Origin of the sequence: Enterobacter sp. BWH52, from assembly GCF_001037565.1 — a bacterium.
Classification (GTDB): domain Bacteria; phylum Pseudomonadota; class Gammaproteobacteria; order Enterobacterales; family Enterobacteriaceae; genus Enterobacter; species Enterobacter hormaechei_C.
The window spans coordinates 2982736-3004513 of sequence record NZ_KQ089854.1 but is presented as its reverse complement, the minus strand read 5'-3'; the positions used below and the strand labels follow the sequence as shown (position 1 = coordinate 3004513).

Below are 21778 nucleotides of genomic sequence, written 5' to 3'. Positions count from 1 at the left end.
CGCGCCATTGCATCATCGACATTCGAAGGCTCTATGCTAAGTAACGATATTCTTCGTAGCCTGCGCTACACCCTGAAAGCGAACAATAATGACATGGTGCGCATTCTTGCGCTCTCCGACATGGAATCCACGTCCGCCGGGTTCGACACCTGGATGACTAAAGAAGATGAAGAGGGTTTTGTTCGCTGCCCGGACATCATTCTGTCGGGCTTTCTGAACGGCCTGATCTACGACAAGCGCGGCAAAGATGAATCTGCTCCTGAGCTGGCGCTGGAGCGTCGGGTGAATAACAACACGGTGCTGAAAAAGCTGCGTATTGCTTTCTGCCTGAAAACTGACGACATTCTGGCGATCATGACCGAGCAGAAATTTCGCGTGTCGATGCCGGAAATCACCGCCATGATGCGCGCGCCGGATCATAAGAATTACCGCGAGTGTGGGGATCAATTTCTGCGTTATTTCCTGCGTGGGTTGACGCAGCGGGTGCATAACCAGAAGGGGTGATTTTTAGCCGGACGGCGGCTTCGCCTGACCCGGCCTACAAAACCCGTCGGCCCGTGCAAGCGTAGCGCCGCCAGGCAAAAAAAAGCCGGATTCTCATCCGGCTTTTTTATTACTTCACCTGCTGACCCGGCTTCGCGCCTTCGTCAGGGCTTAACAGGAAGATGTCTTTTCCGCCCGGGCCTGCGGCCATCACCATCCCTTCGGAGATGCCGAAGCGCATTTTACGCGGCGCCAGGTTTGCCACCATCACGGTCTGACGACCGATCAGCACCTGCGGATCAGGGTACGCGGAACGAATGCCGGAGAAGACGTTACGTTTCTCGCCGCCCAGATCCAGCGTCAGACGCAGCAGTTTGTCAGAGCCTTCCACGAACTCTGCGTTTTCGATCAGCGCCACGCGCAGGTCGACTTTAGCGAAATCATCAAAGGTGATGGTCTCCTGAATCGGATCGTCCGCCAGCGGGCCGGTCACCGGTGCGGCAGCCGCTTTCACCTCTTCTTTGGATGCTTCCACCAGGGCTTCAACCTGCTTCATCTCGATGCGGTTGTACAGCGCTTTAAAGGTGTTCACCTTGTGGCCGAGCAGCGGCTGCTGGATGGCATCCCAGGTCAGTTCGGTGTTCAGGAATGCTTCCGCGCGGGCTGCCAGCTGCGGCAGAACCGGCTTCAGCCAGGTCATCAGCACGCGGAACATGTTCAGACCCATGGTGCAGATCGCCTGCAAGTCGGCGTCGCGACCTTCCTGTTTCGCCACCACCCACGGCGCCTGCTCGTCCACATAGCGGTTGGCCACGTCTGCCAGCGCCATGATTTCGCGAATGGCTTTACCGAATTCACGGCTTTCCCAGGCCTCGCCAACCGCAGCGGCGGCGTCGGTGAAGGTTTTATACAGCTCAGGATCGGCCAGTTCGGCAGAAAGCACGCCGTCAAAGCGTTTGGCGATAAAACCTGCGTTACGTGACGCCAGGTTCACCACCTTGTTGACGATGTCCGCGTTCACGCGCTGCACGAAATCTTCCAGGTTCAGGTCGATATCGTCGATGCGGGAAGAGAGCTTCGCGGTGTAGTAGTAGCGCAGGCTGTCCGCGTCGAAGTGGTTCAGCCAGGTGCTGGCCTTAATAAACGTCCCGCGAGATTTAGACATCTTCGCGCCGTTCACCGTTACGTAGCCATGTACGAACAGGTTGGTCGGCTTGCGGAAGTTGCTGCCTTCCAGCATTGCTGGCCAGAACAGGCTGTGGAAGTAAACGATGTCTTTACCGATGAAGTGATACAGCTCGGCATCGGAATCTTTCTTCCAGTATTCGTCGAAGCTTACGGTGTCGCCGCGCTTGTCACACAGATTCTTGAAGGAGCCCATGTAGCCAATCGGCGCATCCAGCCAGACGTAGAAATATTTGCCCGGCGCGTTCGGGATTTCGAAGCCAAAGTATGGCGCATCGCGGGAGATATCCCATTGTTGCAGACCGGATTCGAACCACTCCTGCATTTTGTTCGCGACCTGCTCCTGCAATGCACCGCTGCGGGTCCACGCCTTCAGCATTTCGCTGAACGACGGCAGGTCGAAGAAGAAGTGCTCGGAGTCACGCATCACCGGCGTCGCGCCGGAAACCACGGATTTCGGTTCGATAAGCTCGGTCGGACTGTAGGTCGCGCCGCACACTTCGCAGTTATCGCCGTACTGGTCCGGGGATTTACATTTCGGACAGGTGCCTTTAACGAAACGGTCCGGCAGGAACATGCCTTTTTCCGGATCGTACAGCTGAGAAATGGTGCGGTTTTTAATGAAACCGTTCTCTTTCAGACGGGTGTAGATCAGCTCTGACAGCTCGCGGTTTTCGTCGCTGTGTGTGGAGTGATAGTTGTCATAGCTGATGTCAAAGCCAGCAAAATCGGTCTGATGCTCCTGACTCATTTCGGCGATCATCTGTTCCGGGGAAATGCCCAGCTGCTGCGCTTTCAGCATGATCGGCGTGCCGTGGGCATCGTCCGCACAGATAAAGTTCACCTCGTGGCCGCGCATTCGCTGGTAACGGACCCAGACATCAGCCTGGATATGCTCCAGCATGTGGCCGAGGTGGATTGAGCCGTTGGCGTACGGCAGGGCGCACGTTACCAGAATTTTTTTCGCGACTTGAGTCATAGTAGGCATTACTTCTTTTAACTGTGAAAAGGGTTTTCGATATTACCAAAAGGGGCATTATTAAGTAAGCACAAACCGCGGCCTTTCAGGTAAACTTGTTTGTCTAAGGTCTTATTCACAAGAACAAAGGAGTCGGGATGAGTTCTCAATCCCAGGCCAAATCACCGGAAGCCTTACGAGCAATGGTCGCCGGGACGCTGGCTAATTTTCAGCATCCAACCCTGAAGCACAATCTCACGACGCTGAAAGCGCTTCATCACGTCGCATGGCTGGACGATACGCTGCACATCGAGCTACAGATGCCGTTCGTCTGGACCAGCGCCTTTGATGCCCTGAAAGAGCAAACCAGCTCTGAGCTGCTGCGCATTACTGGCGCAAAAGCAATTGACTGGAAGCTAAGCCACAGCATCGCCACGCTCAAGCGCGTGAAAAATCAGCCGGGAGTTAACGGCGTGAAGAACATCATCGCCGTCAGCTCTGGCAAGGGCGGGGTGGGTAAATCATCTACCGCCGTGAATCTGGCGCTTGCACTGGCGGCAGAAGGGGCGAAGGTCGGCATTCTGGATGCGGATATCTATGGCCCGTCCATTCCAAACATGCTGGGGGCGGAAAACCAGCGTCCAACTTCGCCGGACGGCACCCACATGGCGCCAATCGTGGCGCACGGTCTGGCGACCAACTCCATTGGATATCTGGTTACTGACGATAACGCGATGGTCTGGCGTGGCCCGATGGCCAGCAAAGCGCTGCTGCAAATGTTGCAGGAGACAATGTGGCCTGACCTCGATTATCTGGTGCTGGACATGCCGCCGGGCACCGGTGATATCCAGCTGACGCTGGCGCAGAACATTCCGGTTACCGGCGCCGTCGTAGTCACCACGCCGCAGGATATCGCGCTGATCGACGCCAAAAAAGGCATCGTCATGTTCGAGAAGGTAGAGGTGCCGGTACTGGGTATCGTCGAGAACATGAGCATGCATATTTGCAGCAACTGCGGGCACCATGAGCCCATCTTTGGTACCGGCGGTGCGGAGAAGCTGGCTGCGCAGTATCACACCCAGCTGCTGGGGCAGATGCCGCTGCATATTTCCTTGCGTGAAGACCTGGACAGCGGGAAACCAACGGTGGTCAGCCGCCCGGACAGCGAATTTGCCCAGATGTATCGCCAGCTTGCAGGGCGCGTTGCGGCGCAGCTCTACTGGCAGGGGGAAGTGATCCCGGGTGAAATCGCCTTCCGCGCGGTGTAACGCCTCTGCGCGTTAGTGCCGGGTGACGGCTTTGCCTTACCCGGCCTACCTCGATTTTGTAGGTCAGGTAAGCATAGCGCCACCTGACTTTACCCAAGCCGATAGTGCATCAAATAATACTCCCCGTCCGGAGAATCTCCCGTCGCTTCAATGTGCCAGCCGTGGCGATGGTAAAACGCAATAGCCCGTTCATTCTTCACCAGACACTTCAGCGCGCCTGTACTGGTAAACGTCTTCTGTACCTGTTCCAGTAACAAATGACCCACTCCCAGACGCTGATACTGCGGATCGACAAACAGGTTGTGCAGAAAATTATCGTTCGTCCAGACTGAGGCAAAGCCAAGTCGGTGCCCATCCTGCTCCGCCACCCAAATCTCTTCGTCCAGGGTTGCCGCGTCAAAATCTTCAAGCTGCCACGCAGAACTGTCCAGCCACGGCCAGGCTTCACGCCGGGCGTGGAGGAACAGCGTGCGCAGGAAAGGGCGATCGCTCTCCTGCCACGGACGGATTAGGATCGTATCAGCGGTGATAGAAAATATCTCCGTTATAGGCTTTGTAGATTTTGCCATCGGCATCGCCAATCAGAACATAATTCTCGCCCATGTAGGTCCAGTGTGTGCCGGCATCGGGCGCAGGAAGGTTACGTAGCTGGTACTGTTTGATGGTGTACTCGGGCGTCTGATACTGCGCGGGCGCGGTGTCGCCAATTTTGAACTTCGTAAAATCGGCAATAAACTCTTGTTCTTCGTAGGCCTTGATGCCGGAAGGCGCTGTCGACGCTTGCGGTGCAGCGTGCGCGGCCCCCGCCAGTGACACTAATACACCCAGAAGCAACAATTTACGCTTAGCCATTTTTTCTCCAGTCATATCGTTACTGATACTTTTTGTGTGCAGATCCGCAAACGGATGGCAGACAGTTCATTTTAAGTATCCTCACAGGGTGAGTTTGCAAAAAATGTAACAAAAGCGCACGGTTTTGTGTAGTCGCAACCGTCATTAATTATTTCTTCGATGAATAAATATTGGCTTACGCAGATAACATAATTATGGGTTTATTAATTAATTCTGAAAAAACTTTTTCAAAGCAAATTTACAAAGATCCAGGCATGCATTAAACGAATAGAACATTTAAGATTGCCCGAAACCCTCTTTCCTAATCCGTTAGTCAGACGATGCATGGCTGTAAAAGCCAGGCCGCAGGAATGCTGTGGTTTTTTAAATGTTACTGCCATCACTGTTAATTAATTTAGCGGTAAGGGGTTGTTTTAGAATGGAAAGAATCATTTCGGTACGTATTCGATAATCAATACTATAAAAAGAAATTTTTACTCAATGAAAAACACAACAGTCTTTTCGATATTGTTTTTAATTATTACGCCATTATCTGGCTGCGTATTTTCACCGGGTCAGCATCTGGATCTTGCTGGAAAACAGGTGATGACCACAGAAAATGCAAACGATCGTCTGGAGAAGCGGATTGATGTTTATCCTCTTACGCCTTCGTTAATTGAAAAATTGCGACCATCGGCCCTTAAATCTCAGGCAAATCCTAAGCTGGATGAACAGGTCAAAAACTGGGAATACCGTATCGGCGTTGGGGATATTTTGACCGTCACCGTCTGGGATCACCCTGAACTGACAACCCCGGCAGGGCAGTATCGCAGCGCCAGTGACACCGGTAACTGGGTTAATGCTGACGGTACGCTTTTCTATCCTTATGTCGGTAAATTGCAGGTGGCAGGCAAAACGGTCGCACGGGTACGCGAGGAGATCACGGCCCGGCTGAACAATGTCATTGAAAGTCCGCAGGTGGACGTCAGCGTCGCCTCTTTCCGCTCGCAAAAAGCCTATGTGACGGGCGAGGTGGTGAAGTCGGGGCAGCAGGCTATCACCAATATCCCGTTAACGGTAATGGATGCCGTGAACGCCGCAGGGGGGCTCTCTGCCGACGCGGACTGGCGCAATGTCGTGCTGACGCATAATGGGAAGGATATGCGCCTCTCGCTATATGCGCTGATGCAGCATGGCGATCTCACCCAAAATAAGCTGCTCTATCCCGGCGATATTCTGTTTGTCCCCCGTAACGATGCGCTGAAAGTGTTCGTCATGGGCGAGGTCGTTAAACAGAGCACGCTGAAAATGGATCGCAGCGGCATGACCCTGGCCGAAGCGCTGGGCAATGCGGGTGGGCTGAACCAGAATATGGCCGATGCCACCGGAATTTTTGTCATTCGTTCGCTGCCGAAAAGCGAGCGTTCAGAGAAAATTGCCAACATCTACCAGCTCAATGCTCAGGACGCATCAGCCATGGTGTTAGGCACCGAGTTTCAGCTTGAGCCTTATGACATTGTCTATGTCACCACTGCACCACTGTCCCGCTGGAATCGCGTGATATCACAGCTTGTTCCGACCATCAGCGGGGTGCATGACCTTACCGAAACGGTTCGTTACATCAGATCGTGGCCGCAATAATGTTCAAATCAATACTCGTGGTTTGCACCGGAAATATCTGCCGTTCTCCGATTGGGGAGCGGCTTTTACGCCAGCACCTGCCCGACAGACATATCGCCTCGGCGGGGATATACGGGCTTGAGGGGTGCCCGGCGGATGACAGCGCCCAGGACGTCGCCTGGCGGCATGGGATCTCCCTCGACGGTCATGTGGCGCGCCGGCTGACACGCAATCTGATGCAGGGATCCGATCTTATCCTGGTGATGGAGCCGGAACATCTTCGCTTCATTGCGGCCATGGCGCCGGAGAGCAGGGGAAAGTCGCTGCTTTTTGGGCAATGGCTGGAGCCGCAGGATATCCCCGATCCCTACCGTAAAAGCCGGGAAGCGTTTGAATATGTGTTCGGGCTATTGGGTAAAGCCAGCCAGGAATGGGCACGTCGTTTAGGTCAGAAAGGAATGAAGCATTAATGTCGTCTTACACAACAGACAATTATGGTGCAGCGGCACCCCAACAACATGAAGTCGATCTCGTTCGTTTGCTCGTCGAGATGATCGACCACCGCACGATGATTCTGTGCGTGACATTCCTGTTCACCCTATGCGCCGGTCTCTATGCCTGGGTTACACCCCCTGTTTATCAGGCGGATGCCATGGTGCAAATAGAAAGCAAACAGGATAACAGTCTGCTTAAAGGGCTGAGTCAGCTGGGCACCGATGTTTCGCCGGATGTTGCCCCTGAAATTTTACTGCTGAAATCACGCATGATCCTCGGCGAGACCGTCGACAAATTAGGTCTGACGCAGCAGGCAAAGCAGCTCGTTTTGCCTGTGGTGGGGCGTCTCTGGCAGCGTCTGCATGGGCGTGGGCAGGGTAAGATCACGTTAGGTGAACTCCAGATCCCGCAGGTGGAAGGCAAAGCGCAAGAGCTCACGCTGACCGTACAGGAAGCGGGAAAATATCACCTGACGGGCGAAAACATTAAGGCAGACGGTCGGGTTGGGAAAACGCTGGTCACGCAAGGGATCGTTCTGCTGGTGACGTCGATTGAGGCGACGCCAGGCACGCAATTTTCGCTTAAATCGTTGACGCGGCTGGAGACGATCAACGCCCTGAAGAAGAGCCTCACGGTTGCGGAGTCGGAGAAACAGAGTGGTATCGTGACCTTAACCCTGACGGGTGAAAATCCTGACAACATCGCCCGGGTGCTGAATGCGATTGCTGACAATTATCTTCAGCAAAATATCGCGCGCCAGGAGGCTCAGGATTCTCGTAGTCTGGATTTTTTACAGGAGCAGTTGCCGAAAATCAGAGCGGATCTGGATCAGGCTGAAGCACGGCTGAATGCTTATCGGGCGCAGCGTGACTCGGTGGATCTGTCTTTAGAGGCAAAATCCGTACTGGATCAGGTAGTGAACGTTGAGAACCAGCTAAATGAGCTGACGTTCCGGGAGGCAGAGATCTCCCAGCTCTTTAAAAAGAGTCACCCTACCTATCGTGCATTGCATGAAAAGAGACAGACCCTTGAGCGGGAACGGGATCGCCTGAATAACCGTGTGTCAGCTATGCCCTCCACGCAGCAGGAGATTTTACGCCTGAGCCGCGATGTTGAGTCGGGCCGCACCATTTATTTACAGCTATTGACGCGTCAGCAGGAGCTGAATATTTCCCGCTCCAGCGCTGTCGGGAACGTGAGGATCATTGATGAGGCGGTTACGCACCCGGATCCGATAAAGCCGCGAAAAGCGTTAATCATCATTCTTGGCGCGCTGTTCGGCCTAATGCTCGCAATGGGGACCGTGCTGGTACGCCAGGCGTTCAAACGTGGGATCACGCTTTCCGAGCAGCTGGAAGCGCAGGGGCTGCCGGTTCTGGCTACGTTGCCACGTTCCCAGTGGCTGTGGAGTAAAACGCATTTGCGCAGAAAAAATCCGTTCTCTCGTCGCTGGAAACACAAAACCTCGGATGTACCTTTCCTGCCCGTCGATCGCCCTGCTGATATGTTTGTTGAAGCGGTACGCGGGCTGCGAACCAGTCTGTATTTCGCCATGATGGAGGCTGAGAACCGCATTGTGATGATTTCTGGCCCCACTCAGGACTGCGGAAAAACGCTGGTGGCGACGAATCTGGCGGCCGTCGCCGGGCAGAGCGGTCAGCGAGTGCTGTTTATTGATGCGGATATGCGCCAGGGCTATGTTCATAATATTTTTGGCCTGGAGAACCGCTACGGATTGTCCTGCCTGCTCGAAGGGAAATGCGACTGTACGGAGGTCATTCAGCATGCTGAAAAAGCGGGAATTGACGTCATCACCTGCGGCCCGGAACCCCTGCGTCCGTTAGAATTGCTGTTAAGCGAACGCTTCCTTGACATCATGTCCTGGGTTAACGAGCAATATGACATTGTCATCATTGATACTCCGCCGGTCCTGGCCGTCACCGATGCCTCGCTGGTCGCCAGAGCAGCCGGAACAACGCTAATGGTTGCCCGTTTCGATAAAACCAGCGTGAAAGAGATGGAGAATACTGTTAAACGTCTCCAGCATGTTGGTGTTAAGGTCAGCGGCACAATCCTCAACGATATTGTTAAATCCGCAGCGCTGTTTTACAGCTCGGGGTACAGCCAGTGTGATTACGGTTATGCTTCGAGGAAAAAAGGAGACAGGCGTTAGCGCGGGAAAAACAATCCCTCTCCCGGGTGGGAGAGGGATAAGCATTACTTCGCCATCACTTCCTGCGCGGTACGCTCAACCAGAGACAGCAGGACTTTAACATCCTCCAGCGTCACGGTTGGGTTCAGCAGAGTCAGCTTCAGGCAGGTGATACCGTTATGCTCGGTCACACCGACGTTTGCACGGCCAGACTCCAGCAGCGCATCGCCAATTTTCTGGTTCAGCAGGGCAATACCGGCGTCATCCATTTGCGCCTGCGGACGGAAGCGGAACAGCACGCTTGCCAGTTGGGGTTGCATCACCAGTTCCAGAGCAGACTGCTCTTTCACGTAAGCCGCAACCTGCTGTGCCAGCGTCACGCCGTGATCGATGATTGCCGCGTATTGCTCCTGACCCAGCGCTTCCAGGCTCATCCACAGTTTCAGCGCGTCGAAACGGCGCGTGGTTTGCAGAGATTTGGAGACTAGGTTAGGTACACCCGCTTCTTCATCGAACTCAGAGTTCAGATAGGCCGCCTGATAGCGCATCAGCTCATAGTGACGCGCTTCCTTCAGCAGGAACGCACCGCAGCTGATGGTCTGGAAGAACTGCTTGTGGAAGTCCAGGGTGACGGAATCCACCAGCTCGATACCGTCCAGGTAGTGACGATACTGCTCAGACATCAGCAGCGCGCCGCCCCAGGCCGCATCAACGTGCACCCAGATATTCTGTTTCGCAGCCAGCTCAGCAATAGCACGCAGCGGATCGATAGCACCCGCATCGGTCGTACCGGCCGTGGCCACAATCGCCAGGATCTGCTCGCCGTTCGCGTTGCACTGTTCGATTTTCGCCGCCAGATCGGTGAGATCCATGCGGGAGAATTCGTCCGTTTTCACCTGCACCACGGACTGGTAGCCCAGACCCATCAGCGCCATGTTTTTCTGCACGGAGAAGTGTGCGTTTTCCGAGCACAGCACGCGGATCTTACGCAGATCGCCTGTCAGACCGTCCTGCTGAACCGAGTGGCCCTGACGCGCAAAGAACGCGTCACGCGCCAGCATCAGCCCCATGAGGTTACTCTGGGTACCGCCGCTGGTGAAGACGCCTGCGTCGCCAGCCTGATAACCCACGCGGGTACGCAGCCACTCGATCAGTTTGATCTCGATGATGGTTGCGGACGGGCTTTGATCCCAGGAGTCCATACTCTGGTTGGTGGCGTTAATCAGTACTTCCGCCGCCTGGCTAACCACCAGGCTTGGGCAGTGCAGGTGCGCCACACACTGCGGGTGATGAACGGACAAGCTGTCTTTCAGGAAGAACTCCACGGCGCGTTCAATCGCCGCTTCGTTACCCAGCCCTTTCGGGTTGAAATCCAGCTTAATACGGTCGCGCAGCTCCGCGACCGTTTTGCCCTGGTACATCTCAGGCTGTTTCAGCCACTGCATCACAGCCTGAGTGCTTTGTTCAATCGCCTGCTGGTAAGCTTCAATGCTCTGCGCAGAGGAGAACAAAATTGGGTTTGAATCAGACATCGTAATCAATAACTCCGGTTACGCCGGGCTAACGCCCGCAGCAAGCAGTGCCTGCTCGAATTTATCCAGGAAGACTTTCAGCTCGTCATCGCTGATCAGCAGAGAAGGCAGCAGACGCAGAACGATACCGTTACGGCCGCCACGCTCCAGAATCAAGCCTGCTTCGAAGCACTTCTTCTGAATCAGTGCAGACAGCTCGCCGTCGCCCGGGAAGCAACCCATGTGGTCAGCGGCTTCGTGCGGCTTAACGATCTCAATACCGATCATCATGCCCAGGCCGCGAACGTGACCGATAACCGGATAGCGTTTCGCCATCTCTTTCAACTGGCCTTTCAGCCATTCGCCCTGTGCGGCCACTTTGCCCGCGATATTCTGGTCTTTCAGGATCTTCAGCGTCGTCAGACCGGTTGCCATCGCCAGCTGGTTGCCGCGGAAGGTACCGGTATGGTGGCCTGGCGCCCATGCATCGAACTGCTTTTTGATACCGAGCACGGCCAGCGGCAGACCGCCACCGACTGCTTTAGACATCACGATGATGTCTGGCTCGATACCTGCGTGTTCGAAGGCAAAGAATTTACCGGTACGGGCAAAGCCAGCCTGGACTTCGTCGAGGATCAGCAGGATACCGTGTTCCTGAGTGACTTTACGGATGCGCTGCAACCACTCAACAGGCGCCGGGTTCACGCCGCCTTCACCCTGAACGGCTTCGAGGATCACCGCGGCAGGTTTACGCACGCCGCTTTCAACGTCGTTAATCAGATTTTCGAAGTAGTAGGTCAGCGCCTTCACGCCCGCTTCACCACCGATACCCAGTGGGCAACGGTACTCGTGTGGGTAAGGCATGAACTGGACTTCTGGCATCATACCGTCAACCGCTTCTTTAGGAGACAGGTTGCCGGTGACGGACAGTGCGCCGTGGGTCATACCGTGGTAACCACCAGAGAAACTGATGATACCGCTACGACCGGTCACTTTTTTCGCCAGCTTCAGCGCCGCTTCAACGGCGTCAGCCCCGGACGGGCCAGTGAATTGCAGGCAGTATTCTTTGCCCTGACCAGGCAACAGAGAGAGAAGGTATTCTGAAAACGCGTCTTTCAGCGGCGTGGTCAGATCCAGGGTATGTAACGGCAAGCCGCTGGTAATGACATTTTGGATGCTTTTCAGCACATCAGGATGATTGTGTCCAAGCGCGAGGGTGCCTGCGCCTGCTAAACAGTCAAGGTATTCTTTATTATCTGCATCGGTGATCCACACGCCTTCTGCTTTTGTGATCGCTAAAGGCAGTTTGCGCGGATAACTCCTGACGTTAGATTCAAATTCGGCCTGACGGGCCAGATAGGTTTCGTTGCTTTTGTGGGCATCTACGGTGTCAATACGGACTTTATCCGTCATCATATCACTCCTACAACCGCCGCTTCGTTATGAGCCACGATTGAATAAAAAGTTAAAAAACAGATGGGGCCTGAAAAAAACGCCGCCAATATAGAGCCTTTTGTCACCGGGCTCAATGGTTAATTTGTTTACTGTTTTGTGACACAGGGCACAGGGCAGGGAAGAACGCCGTTTGTATGGGGAAGATTGCACTTTATGCTAAATAAAAACAGCAGCTTACGTATGATTTGTCAGCATTGTAAAATCAGACAAAAGAGTGTGACAAATCGTGCGATTGGCAGGCGAAAAGGAGGCAGAGAGCCTCCTTACGCTGTTTATTTCTGACTAATGCGTAAAACGCCGTGTTCGCGTCCCTTCGTTTTATTCCATGACGCGTCCGTAATACCGTTTTCATCCAGGCTTATCGATATCACAAAACCGTTACCATGGATCTCATAGAAATTCGCATTCAGACGTTTAACGCTGGCTTTTTTGCCGTTCACGGTAGCGCTAAAAAAGCCGTTAGAAAGCGTGGCGTTAACCGTATCCGACGAGAACGAGGCTTCACGCAGGGGATCGTGAACGGATGCCGTTGGTTCGTGTTGTGCCGTGTTTTCCGCTTTGGTTTTGCTGACATCGCAAGAGCCATCGCCAGCGCTAATTTGCGTGCATCCCGAACGTTCTAATTGAGCGCGATAATGGGCGTTTATGGCGTGCGCAGGCGAGACACAACCTGCAAGCACGGTACCACTTATGACTAACATCATTAATTTTTTCATTTTATTGCCTTAAAAACGACACAAATACCAGGAGACATACATCACGCCGATCCAGATCCCGACCGAAATCAGCATTAGATACAGGGCTACCGAAATAAAAATATATTTAGACATCTTTTTGTATCAACGAAATGCTCATCCGTTAAAATGAGGTTTTATACTTGTCCCGACGATTGTTTTACGCTTTAAAAGCCCATACCAATCCCAACCGAAGCGCCCATATTATTCGCAGTGTCATCTGAGAAGCTCACTTTCGCGATGACATGGGAATTAAAGTTAACGGACGCACCGACAGCAAGCGCGCTCTCACCGTTGTAAGTCGCACCACCAGCAGAGAACATGACGCGCTGATTGGTTTGCACTTGTGGCAAACCCGCCATCGCCATCGCCCCTGAAATACCGGCATTAGCCTGCTTCTTATTATTGTCCACTTCATCACGCAGAGATTTAAATTGCTGGCTGGTGTTAGTATTCATTGCCTGTAATGACTGCCTGGTGGCTTGCAGATCCTGCGTGGCGGCAGTAACAGCCATGCTATTTTTAGCGACCTTCGCCTGGGTAGCTGTATCCAGCTGTCGTTGTGTCACGGTGGTTGTCACACCATCTTTACCGTTATGACCGTCTGCACCGTCGCGACCGTTTCTTCCCGCAATGCCTTGTGCGCCAGTATCACCCTTATCACCTTTCATACCTGTCGCGCCAGCATCGCCTTTTTCACCCTTCGCGCCAGTTACACCGGTATCCCCTTTATCGCCCTTTGCGCCAGTCGCGCCGGTATCCCCTTTATCACCCTTCGCGCCAGTTACACCGGTATCCCCTTTATCACCTTTCGCTCCATCTGCACCGTTGATGGGTTTAGGTGCATTTTCGAGAGCAGTAAGGCGGCTATCCTGAATATTATCGACGTGTTGAAGGTTGATAATGGCTGTGCCGTTAGTCGCCACACCCTGTAAGGCCGTCTCACTTTTCAGACTGGCGGTATCGGCAAGTGCGCCAGCAAGCAACGCTTTCTGATGTGCGTCGTTAGCCATTTTATCCACGACTAACACGCCTAGTTTTGTGGACTGAAGGTCGTCGTTAACCTGCGTTAAGCGGTTATCCGTTGCGCTATCACGGTTAATACTATCAGCGTTGTTTTGTGTAATTTGATCCTGATGGTCATTTACAATATTGGTGATTTGCTGATCGTCCCAAACCGTATTCGCGGCTTCAGCCTGGCTCATTGTACCCGCTAAGACAATGCCCATTACAAAAATAGCAGTAAAGTTTTTATTCATAGATTTCATTTAAAAAGCTCACATCATTAATTATCGAAAATACTGAAGCTGAACAGCTTTATTTTTTTGGATTTAAAAAACGGTTGAAGGTTGTCTAAATCTTATTTAGTAACGCGAGTGAACTATCAATTAAACGCAAACCAATGATGTTGATCTAAGTCATAAATACTATAAATAGTTCCGAGGGCGTAAAAGTTATTTTGCGGTTGTTATTAATGTAAACATTAAAGTGAAAATGACGAGGGAAATGAGAGGGTCAGATTAAGTAATTGACAGAAATAAATTTCTGCAAAATAAATGTTTACATTGATGCCTGAGTTTATTTCATACGAAAGCAGGTGGGCTGTCTTATAAAATTACTCCCGGTGAGTCATTATGGATAAAAATAAAATTTCTCAGCACAGAAAGTGAATATTATATTTAATGAGTTCTTAACAAATATGGCGGGATAATTAACTGAACAATAATGTATACATATTGAGCGTAGTTAATATCTTGTCGTTTATTGTTCGTTACAGGGGGTTAACGGACAGCCCAAAACTCCTTGCACCCGGGTTACCCCCCGGTTACACTACATGACTACGAAACGCCATTTTGTAAGTAACTGTTTTATAAGTAATTTGACTCGGGGTGCCCTTCTTTGTGAAGGCTGAGAAATACCCGTATTACCTGATCTGGATAATGCCAGCGTAGGGAAGTCAGATGCCTACCCGGTCATCGCTTCTTCACGCACGGCAGGAGCGAAACCATGCAGCCTGACCTGCTCGACTCACACGTTTTACATCAATTCCGAACCCGTTCCCCGCTCACGCACTGTATGACCAACGATGTCGTGCAGACCTTCACCGCCAACGTGCTGCTCGCGCTGGGCGCTTCCCCGGCAATGGTGATCGAAGCCGAGGAAGCGGAACAGTTTGCCGCGCTTGCCGATGCTCTGCTCATCAACGTGGGTACACTCACCGCACCGCGCGCCCAGTCGATGCGTCGGGCTATTGAGAGCGCTGTAGCCGCGGGCACACCCTGGGTTCTGGATCCGGTTGCGGTTGGCGCGCTGGCGTTCCGCACCCGTTTTTGCCAGCAAATATTATCCCTTAAACCTGCGGCCATTCGTGGAAACGCCTCCGAAATCCTCGCCCTTGCCGGAATGAGTGCGGGCGGGCGGGGGGTTGATTCCACCGATACGGCAGCGAGCGCGTTGACCGCTGCGCAGACGCTCGCCCGTCAGACCCATGCCGTTGTGGTCGTCACAGGAGAAGTGGATCACATCACTGATGGTCAGCGAACCCGTACGGTCGCGGGCGGCGACCTGCTGATGACCCGCGTGGTAGGAACTGGCTGTGCGCTCTCGGCGGTCGTCGCCGCCTGCTGCTCGCTGCCTGGCGACAGGCTTGATAACGCGACGGCTGCCTGCGGCTTTATGAAGCGCGCAGGGTCAGTTGCCCTGACTCAAAGCCGGGGGCCCGGCAGCTTTTCCTCCGCGTTTCTGGACGCGCTTTACGCGCTGGAGGAACAGGTATGACACGCATAAATGCCCTGACTATTGCGGGAACCGATCCCAGCGGCGGAGCGGGGATCCAGGCAGACCTGAAAACCTTCTCTGCGCTCGGCGCTTACGGATGTTCGGTTATCACCGCGCTGGTGGCGCAAAACACGCGCGGTGTACAGTCGGTGTATCGCATTGAGCCGGATTTTGTCGCCGCACAGCTGGATTCGGTATTCAGCGATGTACGTATCGACACCACCAAAATTGGCATGCTCGCAGAGGCGGACATTGTTGAAGCGGTCGCGGAACGTCTCAAACGTTATCAGATAAAAAACGTGGTGCTCGATACCGTGATGCTGGCCAAAAGCGGCGATCCGCTGCTTTCCGCCTCGGCCGTCGACACCCTGCGTAAAAAGCTGCTGCCGCAGGTGGCGCTGATCACGCCAAACCTGCCTGAGGCCGCCGCGCTGCTGGATGCGCCACACGCGCAAAACGAACGTGAAATGAAAGAGCAGGGCAATGCGCTGCTGGCGATGGGGTGTCGCGCGGTACTGATGAAAGGCGGTCATCTCGATGATGCAGAAAGCCCGGACTGGCTCTTCACCCACGATGGCGCGCAACGTTTCACCGCCCCGCGCGTACGGACCAAAAACACCCACGGCACGGGCTGTACGCTCTCGGCGGCGCTGGCGGCGCTGCGTCCCCGAAACGCGAACTGGGCGGATACGGTACAGGAGGCGAAGATCTGGCTCTCGGACGCGCTGGCAAAAGCCGATTCTCTGGAAGTGGGTCACGGTATTGGGCCGGTTCACCATTTTCATGCATGGTGGTAAGCCGTATACTGGCATAAAACCTTATGCCAGAGAAAAACAGAGATGGAACAAGCGCATACCCGGTTAATTGCTCAACTCAAGGAACGAATTGCCGCACCGGACAACACGCCGCTGTATCTGAAATTTGCCGAAACGGTTAAAAACGCGGTACGCAGCGGCGTGCTCGCGCACGGTAATATTTTGCCTGGCGAGCGCGATCTGAGCCAGCTTGCCGGTGTGTCGCGCATTACGGTGCGTAAAGCGATGCAGGCGCTGGAAGAGGCTGGCGTCGTCACCCGCGCGCGTGGATACGGGACGCAAATCAACAATATCTTTGAATATTCGCTAAAAGAGGCGCGCGGGTTTTCTCAGCAGGTGGTGCTGCGGGGCAAAACGCCCAACACGCTGTGGGTCAATAAACGCGTCGTGAAATGTCCGGAGGAGATCGCCCGCCACCTTTCCCTTGCGCCAGACAGTGATGTATTTCTGCTTAAGCGCATCCGCTATGTGGATGACGATGCGGTATCGATAGAGGAGTCCTGGGTACCAGTAGGATTAATTCCCAACCCGGACGACATTGGCGTCTCGCTTTATGATTACTTCCGCAGCCAGAATATCTTTCCGCAGCGCACCCGGTCCCGCGTCAGCGCCCGGATGCCGGACAGCGAGTTTCAGGCGCATATCAAGATGGACGATAAGATACCGGTGCTGGTGATCAAGCAAGTCGCGCTCGATCAACAGCACCGGCCAATTGAGTACAGCATCAGCTACTGCCGCAGCGACCTATACGTCTTTGTGTGCGAGGAGTAGGGCCTCGCGCGTGGGGGCGCAGTCGCCACCGCGATGGCTGACTACCCAGGCGGCTACGGCATTGCCAAGCTGCACCGCCTCTGGCAGTGACCATCCCGCGGCCAGACCGGCAAGGGTACCTCCCGCATGGCTGTCACCCGCGCCGATGGTATCGACCACGGTAGCAGGAAACGCCGGAACGTGTCCGGAAGCGTCACCGTCATACCAGACCGCCCCGTCTTTATCATGGCGTATGATCAGCGCAGCGCCAAACCTCTGCTGCCACCGTGTGCCGAGCTCTTCCACGCTTACGCCAAGCCATTCTCCGGCAAGTTCCGCCTCCTGACGATTAAGCGAGACAATCGGTTTGCAGGCCATAATCCTTGCCATCAGCGGGTCGGGAATATCCGCGATGCGCGGACCGAAATCGATAAAGAGCGTCGCATCCTGAAGACTTTCCAGCCAGGCCGTCAGCAGCTCACCGCTGGGGGACGCCAGCTGGTAGCCGGACAAAGAGATCAGGCTCCCTGCCGGCACGCTTAACCCGTCCAGCCAGCGCTGCTGCCACTGATTCTCCACGCCGCTGAACGACATAAAGGTCCGTTCACCGTCAGGCTCCACCAGCGCCAGGCACCAGCCGTTATCACCCGTTTCCGCTTCCACGGCGCTGTGCAGATCCTGCTTCGCCATGGCGTTACGGATAATATCGGCCCACACGCCGTGGCCGACAGGAAGCGCGTTTTGCGCAGCAATGCCGAGCCGCTTTAGAGCGATGGCGATATTCAGCGCGCAGCCGCCAATATTCACTCCCTGTTGCTTCAGTTCGATATCACACCCGCGCCAGGGCAGGGCGTAGGCGTCGGCAATCACGTCGATGACCGCCGCGCCGAGCACCGTTACGGGACGCGTGGCGTGAAGGGTTTCGAGACGGCGGGCAAAAGCACTCATACGCCCTCCCTGTGCTCCCGGAAGTGCAGCAGTTTTTCACAGTAGTGGCCGAAATCGAGCCGGTTTACGGCATCAAGTTCGTTTTTGAGTGCCGGATCAATGGCCTGTACACCGTGCAGCGCGCCGCAGATAGCTGTTGCCATCGCGCCGATAGTGTCAGTATCACCGCCCAGGTTGGCGCATAACACCGCGCAGCGGTTCGGATCGGTGCCCGCGAGTTCGACCATCGCAATCGCCGCCGGAACGGACTCAAGGGTGCTCGTGCCCGCGCCAATAAGCTGATAGATCTGCTCGCTGGCGGACTCGGTACCGTTGGCTTCGCGCACGGTTTTCAGGGCCAGCTCAATACGAGCGGAAAGCGATGCGCTGAAGGTGGTCGTGTTCGCCTCCTGCGCCGCACGGGCAATACCCGGCAGGGCATCGGCGATGTGATGCCAGCGCTCGCCGTCGATAGCGCGTGAAACCGCCCAGGCGATCACCACCGCACCGGCGATGGCGAGATCCGATTTATGGGTCGGGCTGGAGGCTAACGCAACCTGTTCCACAAAGTGCGCCAGACGCGTGGCCGGCAGCAGGCATCCCAGCGGGGAGGCGCGCATCGCCGCACCGTTGGTGACGCCGTTGTTCTCCAGCTGGCTCACCGGCTTGCCGTCACGGATGGCGTTCAGGGCAATTTTGGAGGTCGGGCCGAGCACATTCTTATTGAACGCGTCAAAATCCAGCGCCCAGTCCAGAATATGCTTACCGATAACGTCAGGGTTAATTTCCCCGTCGCATTCGATAATCGCGTCGGCCAGGCACAGCGCCATTGACGTATCATCCGTAAATTCGGCCTGCTTAAAGTAACAGGCGGCATTATTCTCAGCCGGGCCGGGTAAGAAACGGTCGATCCAGCCGAAGTGCGCTTTCACCCGCTTGCGCGGCCACAGCTCCGACGGCATCCCCATCGCATCCCCTAACGCCTGCCCGTAAAGAGCACCGAGAATACGGTCTTGTTTCATTTAACTTCCCCTCGTGTCAGCGCGGTATCGCCATCAACCACCTCAATTGCGGTGATCTCTTTATCCGATTCGCGGAAAAACAGCATAAACAGCACGGCAATCACCACAATCATGATTGCACCAAACGTCCACATTCCGGCCCAGTTGAAGGTCAGCCCATTCACCGGCTCTTTATATGCGAACATTTTTTCCATCATCACGCCGCCGAGACGGTAACCCAGCAGGCTACCAAAGCCCTGACAGCACAGCGTGATCAAGCCCTGCGCCGCGTTGCGCATATGCACGGGCGATTTTTTATCCACGTAGATGTACGCGGTGACGTAATAGAAGTCATAGCTTACGCCGTGCAGCAGAATGCCGAGGAACAGCAGGGCGTAGGTGAAGTATTGCTCGGCGCCGCCGTAAACAAAGAAACCGTAGCGAATGGCGGCGGTGATCAGGCCCAGCAGCAAGACCTTCTTAATACCAAAGCGTTTGGTAAAGAACGGCAGAGCGAGCATGAAGAAGATTTCAGAGAACTGGCCGAGGGTCATCCAGCCGGTGGCGTTTTTCATCCCCACTTCGGTGAGATAGCCGTTGGCAAAGATGTAGTAGAAGGCCAGCGGCATGGCGAACAGGAAAGAGCAGAAGAAGAACACCAGAAAGTTTTTATCGCGCAGCAGGATCAGCGCATCCAGCCCCAGCATCACTTTGAAATCCAGCTTGCCGGTACTCTTCGGCGGGGTATTCGGCAGGAACAGCGCGAAGACGCCGAGCAGAAGGGAGCTGGCAGCGGTCATCAGCAGCGGAATATTGGTATCAGAGATGTCGCTATAGCCCATTATCTGCGGCAGGAAGCCGCACGCCAGGCCGGAGGCAATCCAGCCGATGGTGCCCATCACGCGGATGCGCGGGAAATCAGCCTCTACGTCATCGACGTTTGCGAAGGCGATGCTGTTGGTCAGCGCGATGGTCGGCATATAGGTCAGGGAGTAGGCCAGCAGCAGCGGGAAGAAGGTGCTGAACTGGGTTTGCTGTGCTGCGAAATACATCAGAATCGCGCCAGCGAACATCAGCACGGCCAGCACTTTCTGGGCGGCGAAGAAACGGTCCGTCAGCGAGCCGACCAGGATAGGAGAGAGGATCGCGGCAATCGCGGTACAGGCATACGACCAGCCAATTTCCCCGGCGGTAAACCCGCTCTTACTCAGCCACAGCCACAGCGGCACAAACCATGCGCCCCAGATAAACCATTCAACGAACATCATGAATGACAGTTGGACTTTCGTTTTCATTTTTTAATCCTGCATGTCAGAGGTACGCATGTAACATACCATGTGATAATACCTTTTAAATACCTTTAAGGCGATTGTTTGATCAGTGTAACAAAAATGTTGTACACGAAACGAGCCAGCAGATTGTGCTTAAAAAAGTTGCAAATGGTGGAAAATAGGTTAAGTCGGTACCAGGCTTACTCTGCCTGCAAAAACGTGGGCTTGGATCACACGCTCCGACATCATGTCGGACTTACGGGAGCATCACTATGACTGATATTGCGCAGCTGCTTGGCAAAGACGCCGACAGCCTTTTACAGCATCGTTGTATGACCATTCCAGCCGACCAGCTTTATCTGCCTGGCCATGATTACGTAGACCGGGTCATGGTCGACAACAACCGTCCGCCTGCCGTACTGCGAAACATGCAGACGCTTTACAATACCGGCCGTCTGGGCGGGACCGGCTATCTCTCCATTCTGCCCGTTGACCAGGGCGTAGAGCACTCGGCGGGAGCGTCGTTTGCTGCTAACCCGCTCTACTTTGACCCGAAAAACATTGTCGAGCTGGCGATTGAAGCAGGGTGTAACTGTGTGGCATCGACGTATGGCGTGCTGGCCTCCGTTTCTCGCCGCTATGCTCACCGCATTCCGTTCCTCGTCAAGCTGAACCACAACGAAACCCTGAGCTACCCAACCGAATATGACCAGACGCTGTACGCCAGCGTCGAGCAGGCGTTCAACATGGGCGCGGTGGCGGTCGGGGCAACCATCTATTTCGGCTCTGAACAGTCGCGACGTCAGATTGAAGAAATCTCCGCGGCGTTCGAGCGTGCCCACGAGCTGGGCATGGTAACCGTGCTGTGGGCCTATCTGCGTAACGCGTCATTCAAGAAAGACGGCGTGGATTACCACGTATCAGCGGATCTGACCGGTCAGGCAAACCACCTGGCGGCAACCATCGGCGCGGACATCGTGAAGCAGAAAATGGCCGAGAATAACGGCGGCTATAAAGCGGTGAACTTTGGCTATACCGACGACCGCGTGTACAGCAAGCTGACCAGCGACAACCCGATCGATCTGGTGCGCTACCAGCTGGCGAACTGCTACATGGGCCGCGCCGGGCTGATTAACTCCGGCGGTGCGGCAGGCGGTGAAACCGACCTGACCGACGCGGTGCGCACGGCGGTCATTAACAAACGTGCGGGCGGTATGGGGCTGATCCTGGGCCGTAAGGCGTTTAAAAAATCCATGGCCGACGGCGTGAAGCTGATTAATGCGGTTCAGGATGTCTATCTGGACAGTAAAGTCACGATTGCCTGACGCCACCGTATCCCTCTCCCCCGTGGGCTGAGGGTTCCTCACAAAATAATGCCTGCACAAACGGCCCCCTCTCCCTTGAGGGAGAGGGTGGCTCAGTCGCCACCACCCTGGCGACCCGGGCTCCCGGCGGTAAATCGCCGCTTCGCGGTCCCTTCGGCTTATTCCTTCCGGCTTATCGGGGACGGGCGGAAGTAACATCCCTGTACAGCCCGCCCTCTC

At 54.6% G+C, this 21778-nt stretch carries 19 protein-coding genes and 1 riboswitch; of the genes, 9 read left to right on the top strand and 10 right to left on the bottom strand.

Annotated features, from left to right (window positions below):
• The first annotated feature begins 33 nt into the window (after nt 1–33).
• Nucleotides 34–504: a YehS family protein gene (locus tag SK47_RS14220; RefSeq protein WP_003859267.1), complete on the top strand. Its 471-nt coding sequence runs from the start codon at nt 34–36 to the stop codon at nt 502–504.
• Nucleotides 505–613: 109 nt separating this feature from the next.
• On the opposite strand, the gene metG is transcribed toward SK47_RS14220, so the two are convergent.
• Nucleotides 614–2647 (bottom strand): methionine--tRNA ligase, encoded by a 2034-nt coding sequence (gene metG / locus SK47_RS14215; RefSeq protein WP_023324959.1) that lies wholly within the window; start codon nt 2645–2647, stop codon nt 614–616.
• A 137-nt stretch (nt 2648–2784) separates the two neighbouring features.
• Between metG and apbC the strand changes: the two genes are divergently transcribed.
• Nucleotides 2785–3894, top strand: coding sequence for an iron-sulfur cluster carrier protein ApbC (gene apbC / locus SK47_RS14210; RefSeq protein WP_003859263.1), 1110 nt, complete (start codon nt 2785–2787; stop codon nt 3892–3894).
• 89 nt (nt 3895–3983) lie between these two features.
• Here the strand turns inward: apbC and SK47_RS14205 are convergent, their stop codons facing one another.
• Both SK47_RS14205 and SK47_RS14200 read right to left on the bottom strand, forming a co-directional pair.
• The gene (locus SK47_RS14205; protein ID WP_032609688.1) at nt 3984–4463 is read right to left on the bottom strand and encodes a GNAT family N-acetyltransferase; all 480 of its coding nucleotides are present in this window, start codon (nt 4461–4463) and stop codon (nt 3984–3986) included.
• Nucleotides 4414–4746 (bottom strand): RcnB family protein, encoded by a 333-nt coding sequence (locus SK47_RS14200; RefSeq protein WP_003859260.1) that lies wholly within the window; start codon nt 4744–4746, stop codon nt 4414–4416. Before SK47_RS14200 ends, SK47_RS14205 begins: the two co-directional genes overlap by 50 nt.
• Nucleotides 4747–5226: 480 nt before the next feature.
• Here SK47_RS14200 and SK47_RS14195 point away from each other — a divergent pair, with 480 nt between their 5' ends.
• From SK47_RS14195 to SK47_RS14185, 3 genes are read left to right on the top strand one after another with little or no spacing between them, the layout of a single operon-like run.
• The gene (locus tag SK47_RS14195) at nt 5227–6366 is read left to right on the top strand and encodes a polysaccharide export protein (RefSeq protein WP_032609687.1); all 1140 of its coding nucleotides are present in this window, start codon (nt 5227–5229) and stop codon (nt 6364–6366) included.
• Complete coding sequence (locus tag SK47_RS14190; RefSeq protein WP_003859256.1) at nt 6366–6815, top strand: arsenate reductase/protein-tyrosine-phosphatase family protein; 450 nt, start codon at nt 6366–6368, stop codon at nt 6813–6815. The genes SK47_RS14195 and SK47_RS14190 overlap by 1 nt, the downstream gene beginning before the upstream one ends.
• Nucleotides 6815–9013, top strand: coding sequence for a polysaccharide biosynthesis tyrosine autokinase (locus SK47_RS14185; protein ID WP_048244549.1), 2199 nt, complete (start codon nt 6815–6817; stop codon nt 9011–9013). Before SK47_RS14190 ends, SK47_RS14185 begins: the two co-directional genes overlap by 1 nt.
• A gap of 44 nt (nt 9014–9057) precedes the next feature.
• On the opposite strand, the gene SK47_RS14180 is transcribed toward SK47_RS14185, so the two are convergent.
• The 4 genes from SK47_RS14180 to SK47_RS24420 form a co-directional block, all read right to left on the bottom strand.
• A complete protein-coding gene (locus SK47_RS14180; RefSeq protein WP_003859252.1) occupies nt 9058–10524 on the bottom strand; it encodes a pyridoxal phosphate-dependent decarboxylase family protein in 1467 nt (488 codons plus the stop codon).
• Between the two features lie 18 nt (nt 10525–10542).
• A complete protein-coding gene (locus SK47_RS14175) occupies nt 10543–11919 on the bottom strand; it encodes a diaminobutyrate--2-oxoglutarate transaminase (protein ID WP_015572345.1) in 1377 nt (458 codons plus the stop codon).
• A 311-nt stretch (nt 11920–12230) separates the two neighbouring features.
• A complete protein-coding gene (locus tag SK47_RS14170) occupies nt 12231–12674 on the bottom strand; it encodes a hypothetical protein (RefSeq protein WP_045345872.1) in 444 nt (147 codons plus the stop codon).
• A 185-nt stretch (nt 12675–12859) separates the two neighbouring features.
• A complete protein-coding gene (locus SK47_RS24420; RefSeq protein ID WP_075262102.1) occupies nt 12860–13951 on the bottom strand; it encodes a YadA-like family protein in 1092 nt (363 codons plus the stop codon).
• 616 nt (nt 13952–14567) lie between these two features.
• Nucleotides 14568–14664, top strand: a riboswitch (TPP riboswitch).
• Nucleotides 14665–14699: 35 nt separating this feature from the next.
• On the opposite strand from SK47_RS24420, the gene thiM reads away from it, so the two are divergent.
• Genes thiM through SK47_RS14145 form a run of 3 tightly spaced genes read left to right on the top strand, consistent with a single transcriptional unit; the run spans nt 14700 to nt 17056 of the window.
• Nucleotides 14700–15470, top strand: a complete 771-nt coding sequence (gene thiM / locus SK47_RS14155; RefSeq protein WP_032609682.1) for a hydroxyethylthiazole kinase — start codon at nt 14700–14702, stop codon at nt 15468–15470.
• On the top strand, nt 15467–16267 hold the full coding sequence (thiD, locus tag SK47_RS14150) for a bifunctional hydroxymethylpyrimidine kinase/phosphomethylpyrimidine kinase (RefSeq protein ID WP_023324951.1): 801 nt from the start codon (nt 15467–15469) through the stop codon (nt 16265–16267). Before thiM ends, thiD begins: the two co-directional genes overlap by 4 nt.
• Nucleotides 16268–16309: 42 nt before the next feature.
• Nucleotides 16310–17056, top strand: a complete 747-nt coding sequence (locus SK47_RS14145) for a GntR family transcriptional regulator (protein WP_003859242.1) — start codon at nt 16310–16312, stop codon at nt 17054–17056.
• Here the strand turns inward: SK47_RS14145 and SK47_RS14140 are convergent.
• From SK47_RS14140 to SK47_RS14130, 3 genes are read right to left on the bottom strand one after another with little or no spacing between them, the layout of a single operon-like run.
• Complete coding sequence (locus SK47_RS14140; protein ID WP_045896154.1) at nt 17030–17983, bottom strand: PfkB family carbohydrate kinase; 954 nt, start codon at nt 17981–17983, stop codon at nt 17030–17032. The genes SK47_RS14145 and SK47_RS14140 overlap by 27 nt on opposite strands.
• Entirely contained in the window at nt 17980–18984 is a 1005-nt protein-coding gene (locus SK47_RS14135; protein ID WP_032609678.1) for an ADP-ribosylglycohydrolase family protein, read from the bottom strand. The genes SK47_RS14140 and SK47_RS14135 overlap by 4 nt, the downstream gene beginning before the upstream one ends.
• Nucleotides 18981–20258: a nucleoside permease gene (locus SK47_RS14130; RefSeq protein ID WP_045331192.1), complete on the bottom strand. Its 1278-nt coding sequence runs from the start codon at nt 20256–20258 to the stop codon at nt 18981–18983. Before SK47_RS14130 ends, SK47_RS14135 begins: the two co-directional genes overlap by 4 nt.
• Nucleotides 20259–20506: 248 nt before the next feature.
• Between SK47_RS14130 and fbaB the strand changes: the two genes are divergently transcribed.
• The gene (gene fbaB / locus SK47_RS14125; protein ID WP_000129585.1) at nt 20507–21559 is read left to right on the top strand and encodes a class I fructose-bisphosphate aldolase; all 1053 of its coding nucleotides are present in this window, start codon (nt 20507–20509) and stop codon (nt 21557–21559) included.
• Nucleotides 21560–21778 lie beyond the last annotated feature (219 nt).

Excerpts from the sequence above, each read along its gene's own strand:
- SK47_RS14220 (WP_003859267.1), top strand. The coding sequence starts at position 34 with ATGCTAAGTAACGATATTCTTCGTAGCCTGCGCTACACCCTGAAAGCG.
- metG (WP_023324959.1), bottom strand. The coding sequence starts at position 2,647 with ATGACTCAAGTCGCGAAAAAAATTCTGGTAACGTGCGCCCTGCCGTAC.
- apbC (WP_003859263.1), top strand. The coding sequence starts at position 2,785 with ATGAGTTCTCAATCCCAGGCCAAATCACCGGAAGCCTTACGAGCAATG.
- SK47_RS14205 (WP_032609688.1), bottom strand. The coding sequence starts at position 4,463 with ATGGCAAAATCTACAAAGCCTATAACGGAGATATTTTCTATCACCGCT.
- SK47_RS14200 (WP_003859260.1), bottom strand. The coding sequence starts at position 4,746 with ATGGCTAAGCGTAAATTGTTGCTTCTGGGTGTATTAGTGTCACTGGCG.
- SK47_RS14195 (WP_032609687.1), top strand. The coding sequence starts at position 5,227 with ATGAAAAACACAACAGTCTTTTCGATATTGTTTTTAATTATTACGCCA.
- SK47_RS14190 (WP_003859256.1), top strand. The coding sequence starts at position 6,366 with ATGTTCAAATCAATACTCGTGGTTTGCACCGGAAATATCTGCCGTTCT.
- SK47_RS14185 (WP_048244549.1), top strand. The coding sequence starts at position 6,815 with ATGTCGTCTTACACAACAGACAATTATGGTGCAGCGGCACCCCAACAA.
- SK47_RS14180 (WP_003859252.1), bottom strand. The coding sequence starts at position 10,524 with ATGTCTGATTCAAACCCAATTTTGTTCTCCTCTGCGCAGAGCATTGAA.
- SK47_RS14175 (WP_015572345.1), bottom strand. The coding sequence starts at position 11,919 with ATGATGACGGATAAAGTCCGTATTGACACCGTAGATGCCCACAAAAGC.
- SK47_RS14170 (WP_045345872.1), bottom strand. The coding sequence starts at position 12,674 with ATGAAAAAATTAATGATGTTAGTCATAAGTGGTACCGTGCTTGCAGGT.
- SK47_RS24420 (WP_075262102.1), bottom strand. The coding sequence starts at position 13,951 with ATGAATAAAAACTTTACTGCTATTTTTGTAATGGGCATTGTCTTAGCG.
- thiM (WP_032609682.1), top strand. The coding sequence starts at position 14,700 with ATGCAGCCTGACCTGCTCGACTCACACGTTTTACATCAATTCCGAACC.
- thiD (WP_023324951.1), top strand. The coding sequence starts at position 15,467 with ATGACACGCATAAATGCCCTGACTATTGCGGGAACCGATCCCAGCGGC.
- SK47_RS14145 (WP_003859242.1), top strand. The coding sequence starts at position 16,310 with ATGGAACAAGCGCATACCCGGTTAATTGCTCAACTCAAGGAACGAATT.
- SK47_RS14140 (WP_045896154.1), bottom strand. The coding sequence starts at position 17,983 with ATGAGTGCTTTTGCCCGCCGTCTCGAAACCCTTCACGCCACGCGTCCC.
- SK47_RS14135 (WP_032609678.1), bottom strand. The coding sequence starts at position 18,984 with ATGAAACAAGACCGTATTCTCGGTGCTCTTTACGGGCAGGCGTTAGGG.
- SK47_RS14130 (WP_045331192.1), bottom strand. The coding sequence starts at position 20,258 with ATGAAAACGAAAGTCCAACTGTCATTCATGATGTTCGTTGAATGGTTT.
- fbaB (WP_000129585.1), top strand. The coding sequence starts at position 20,507 with ATGACTGATATTGCGCAGCTGCTTGGCAAAGACGCCGACAGCCTTTTA.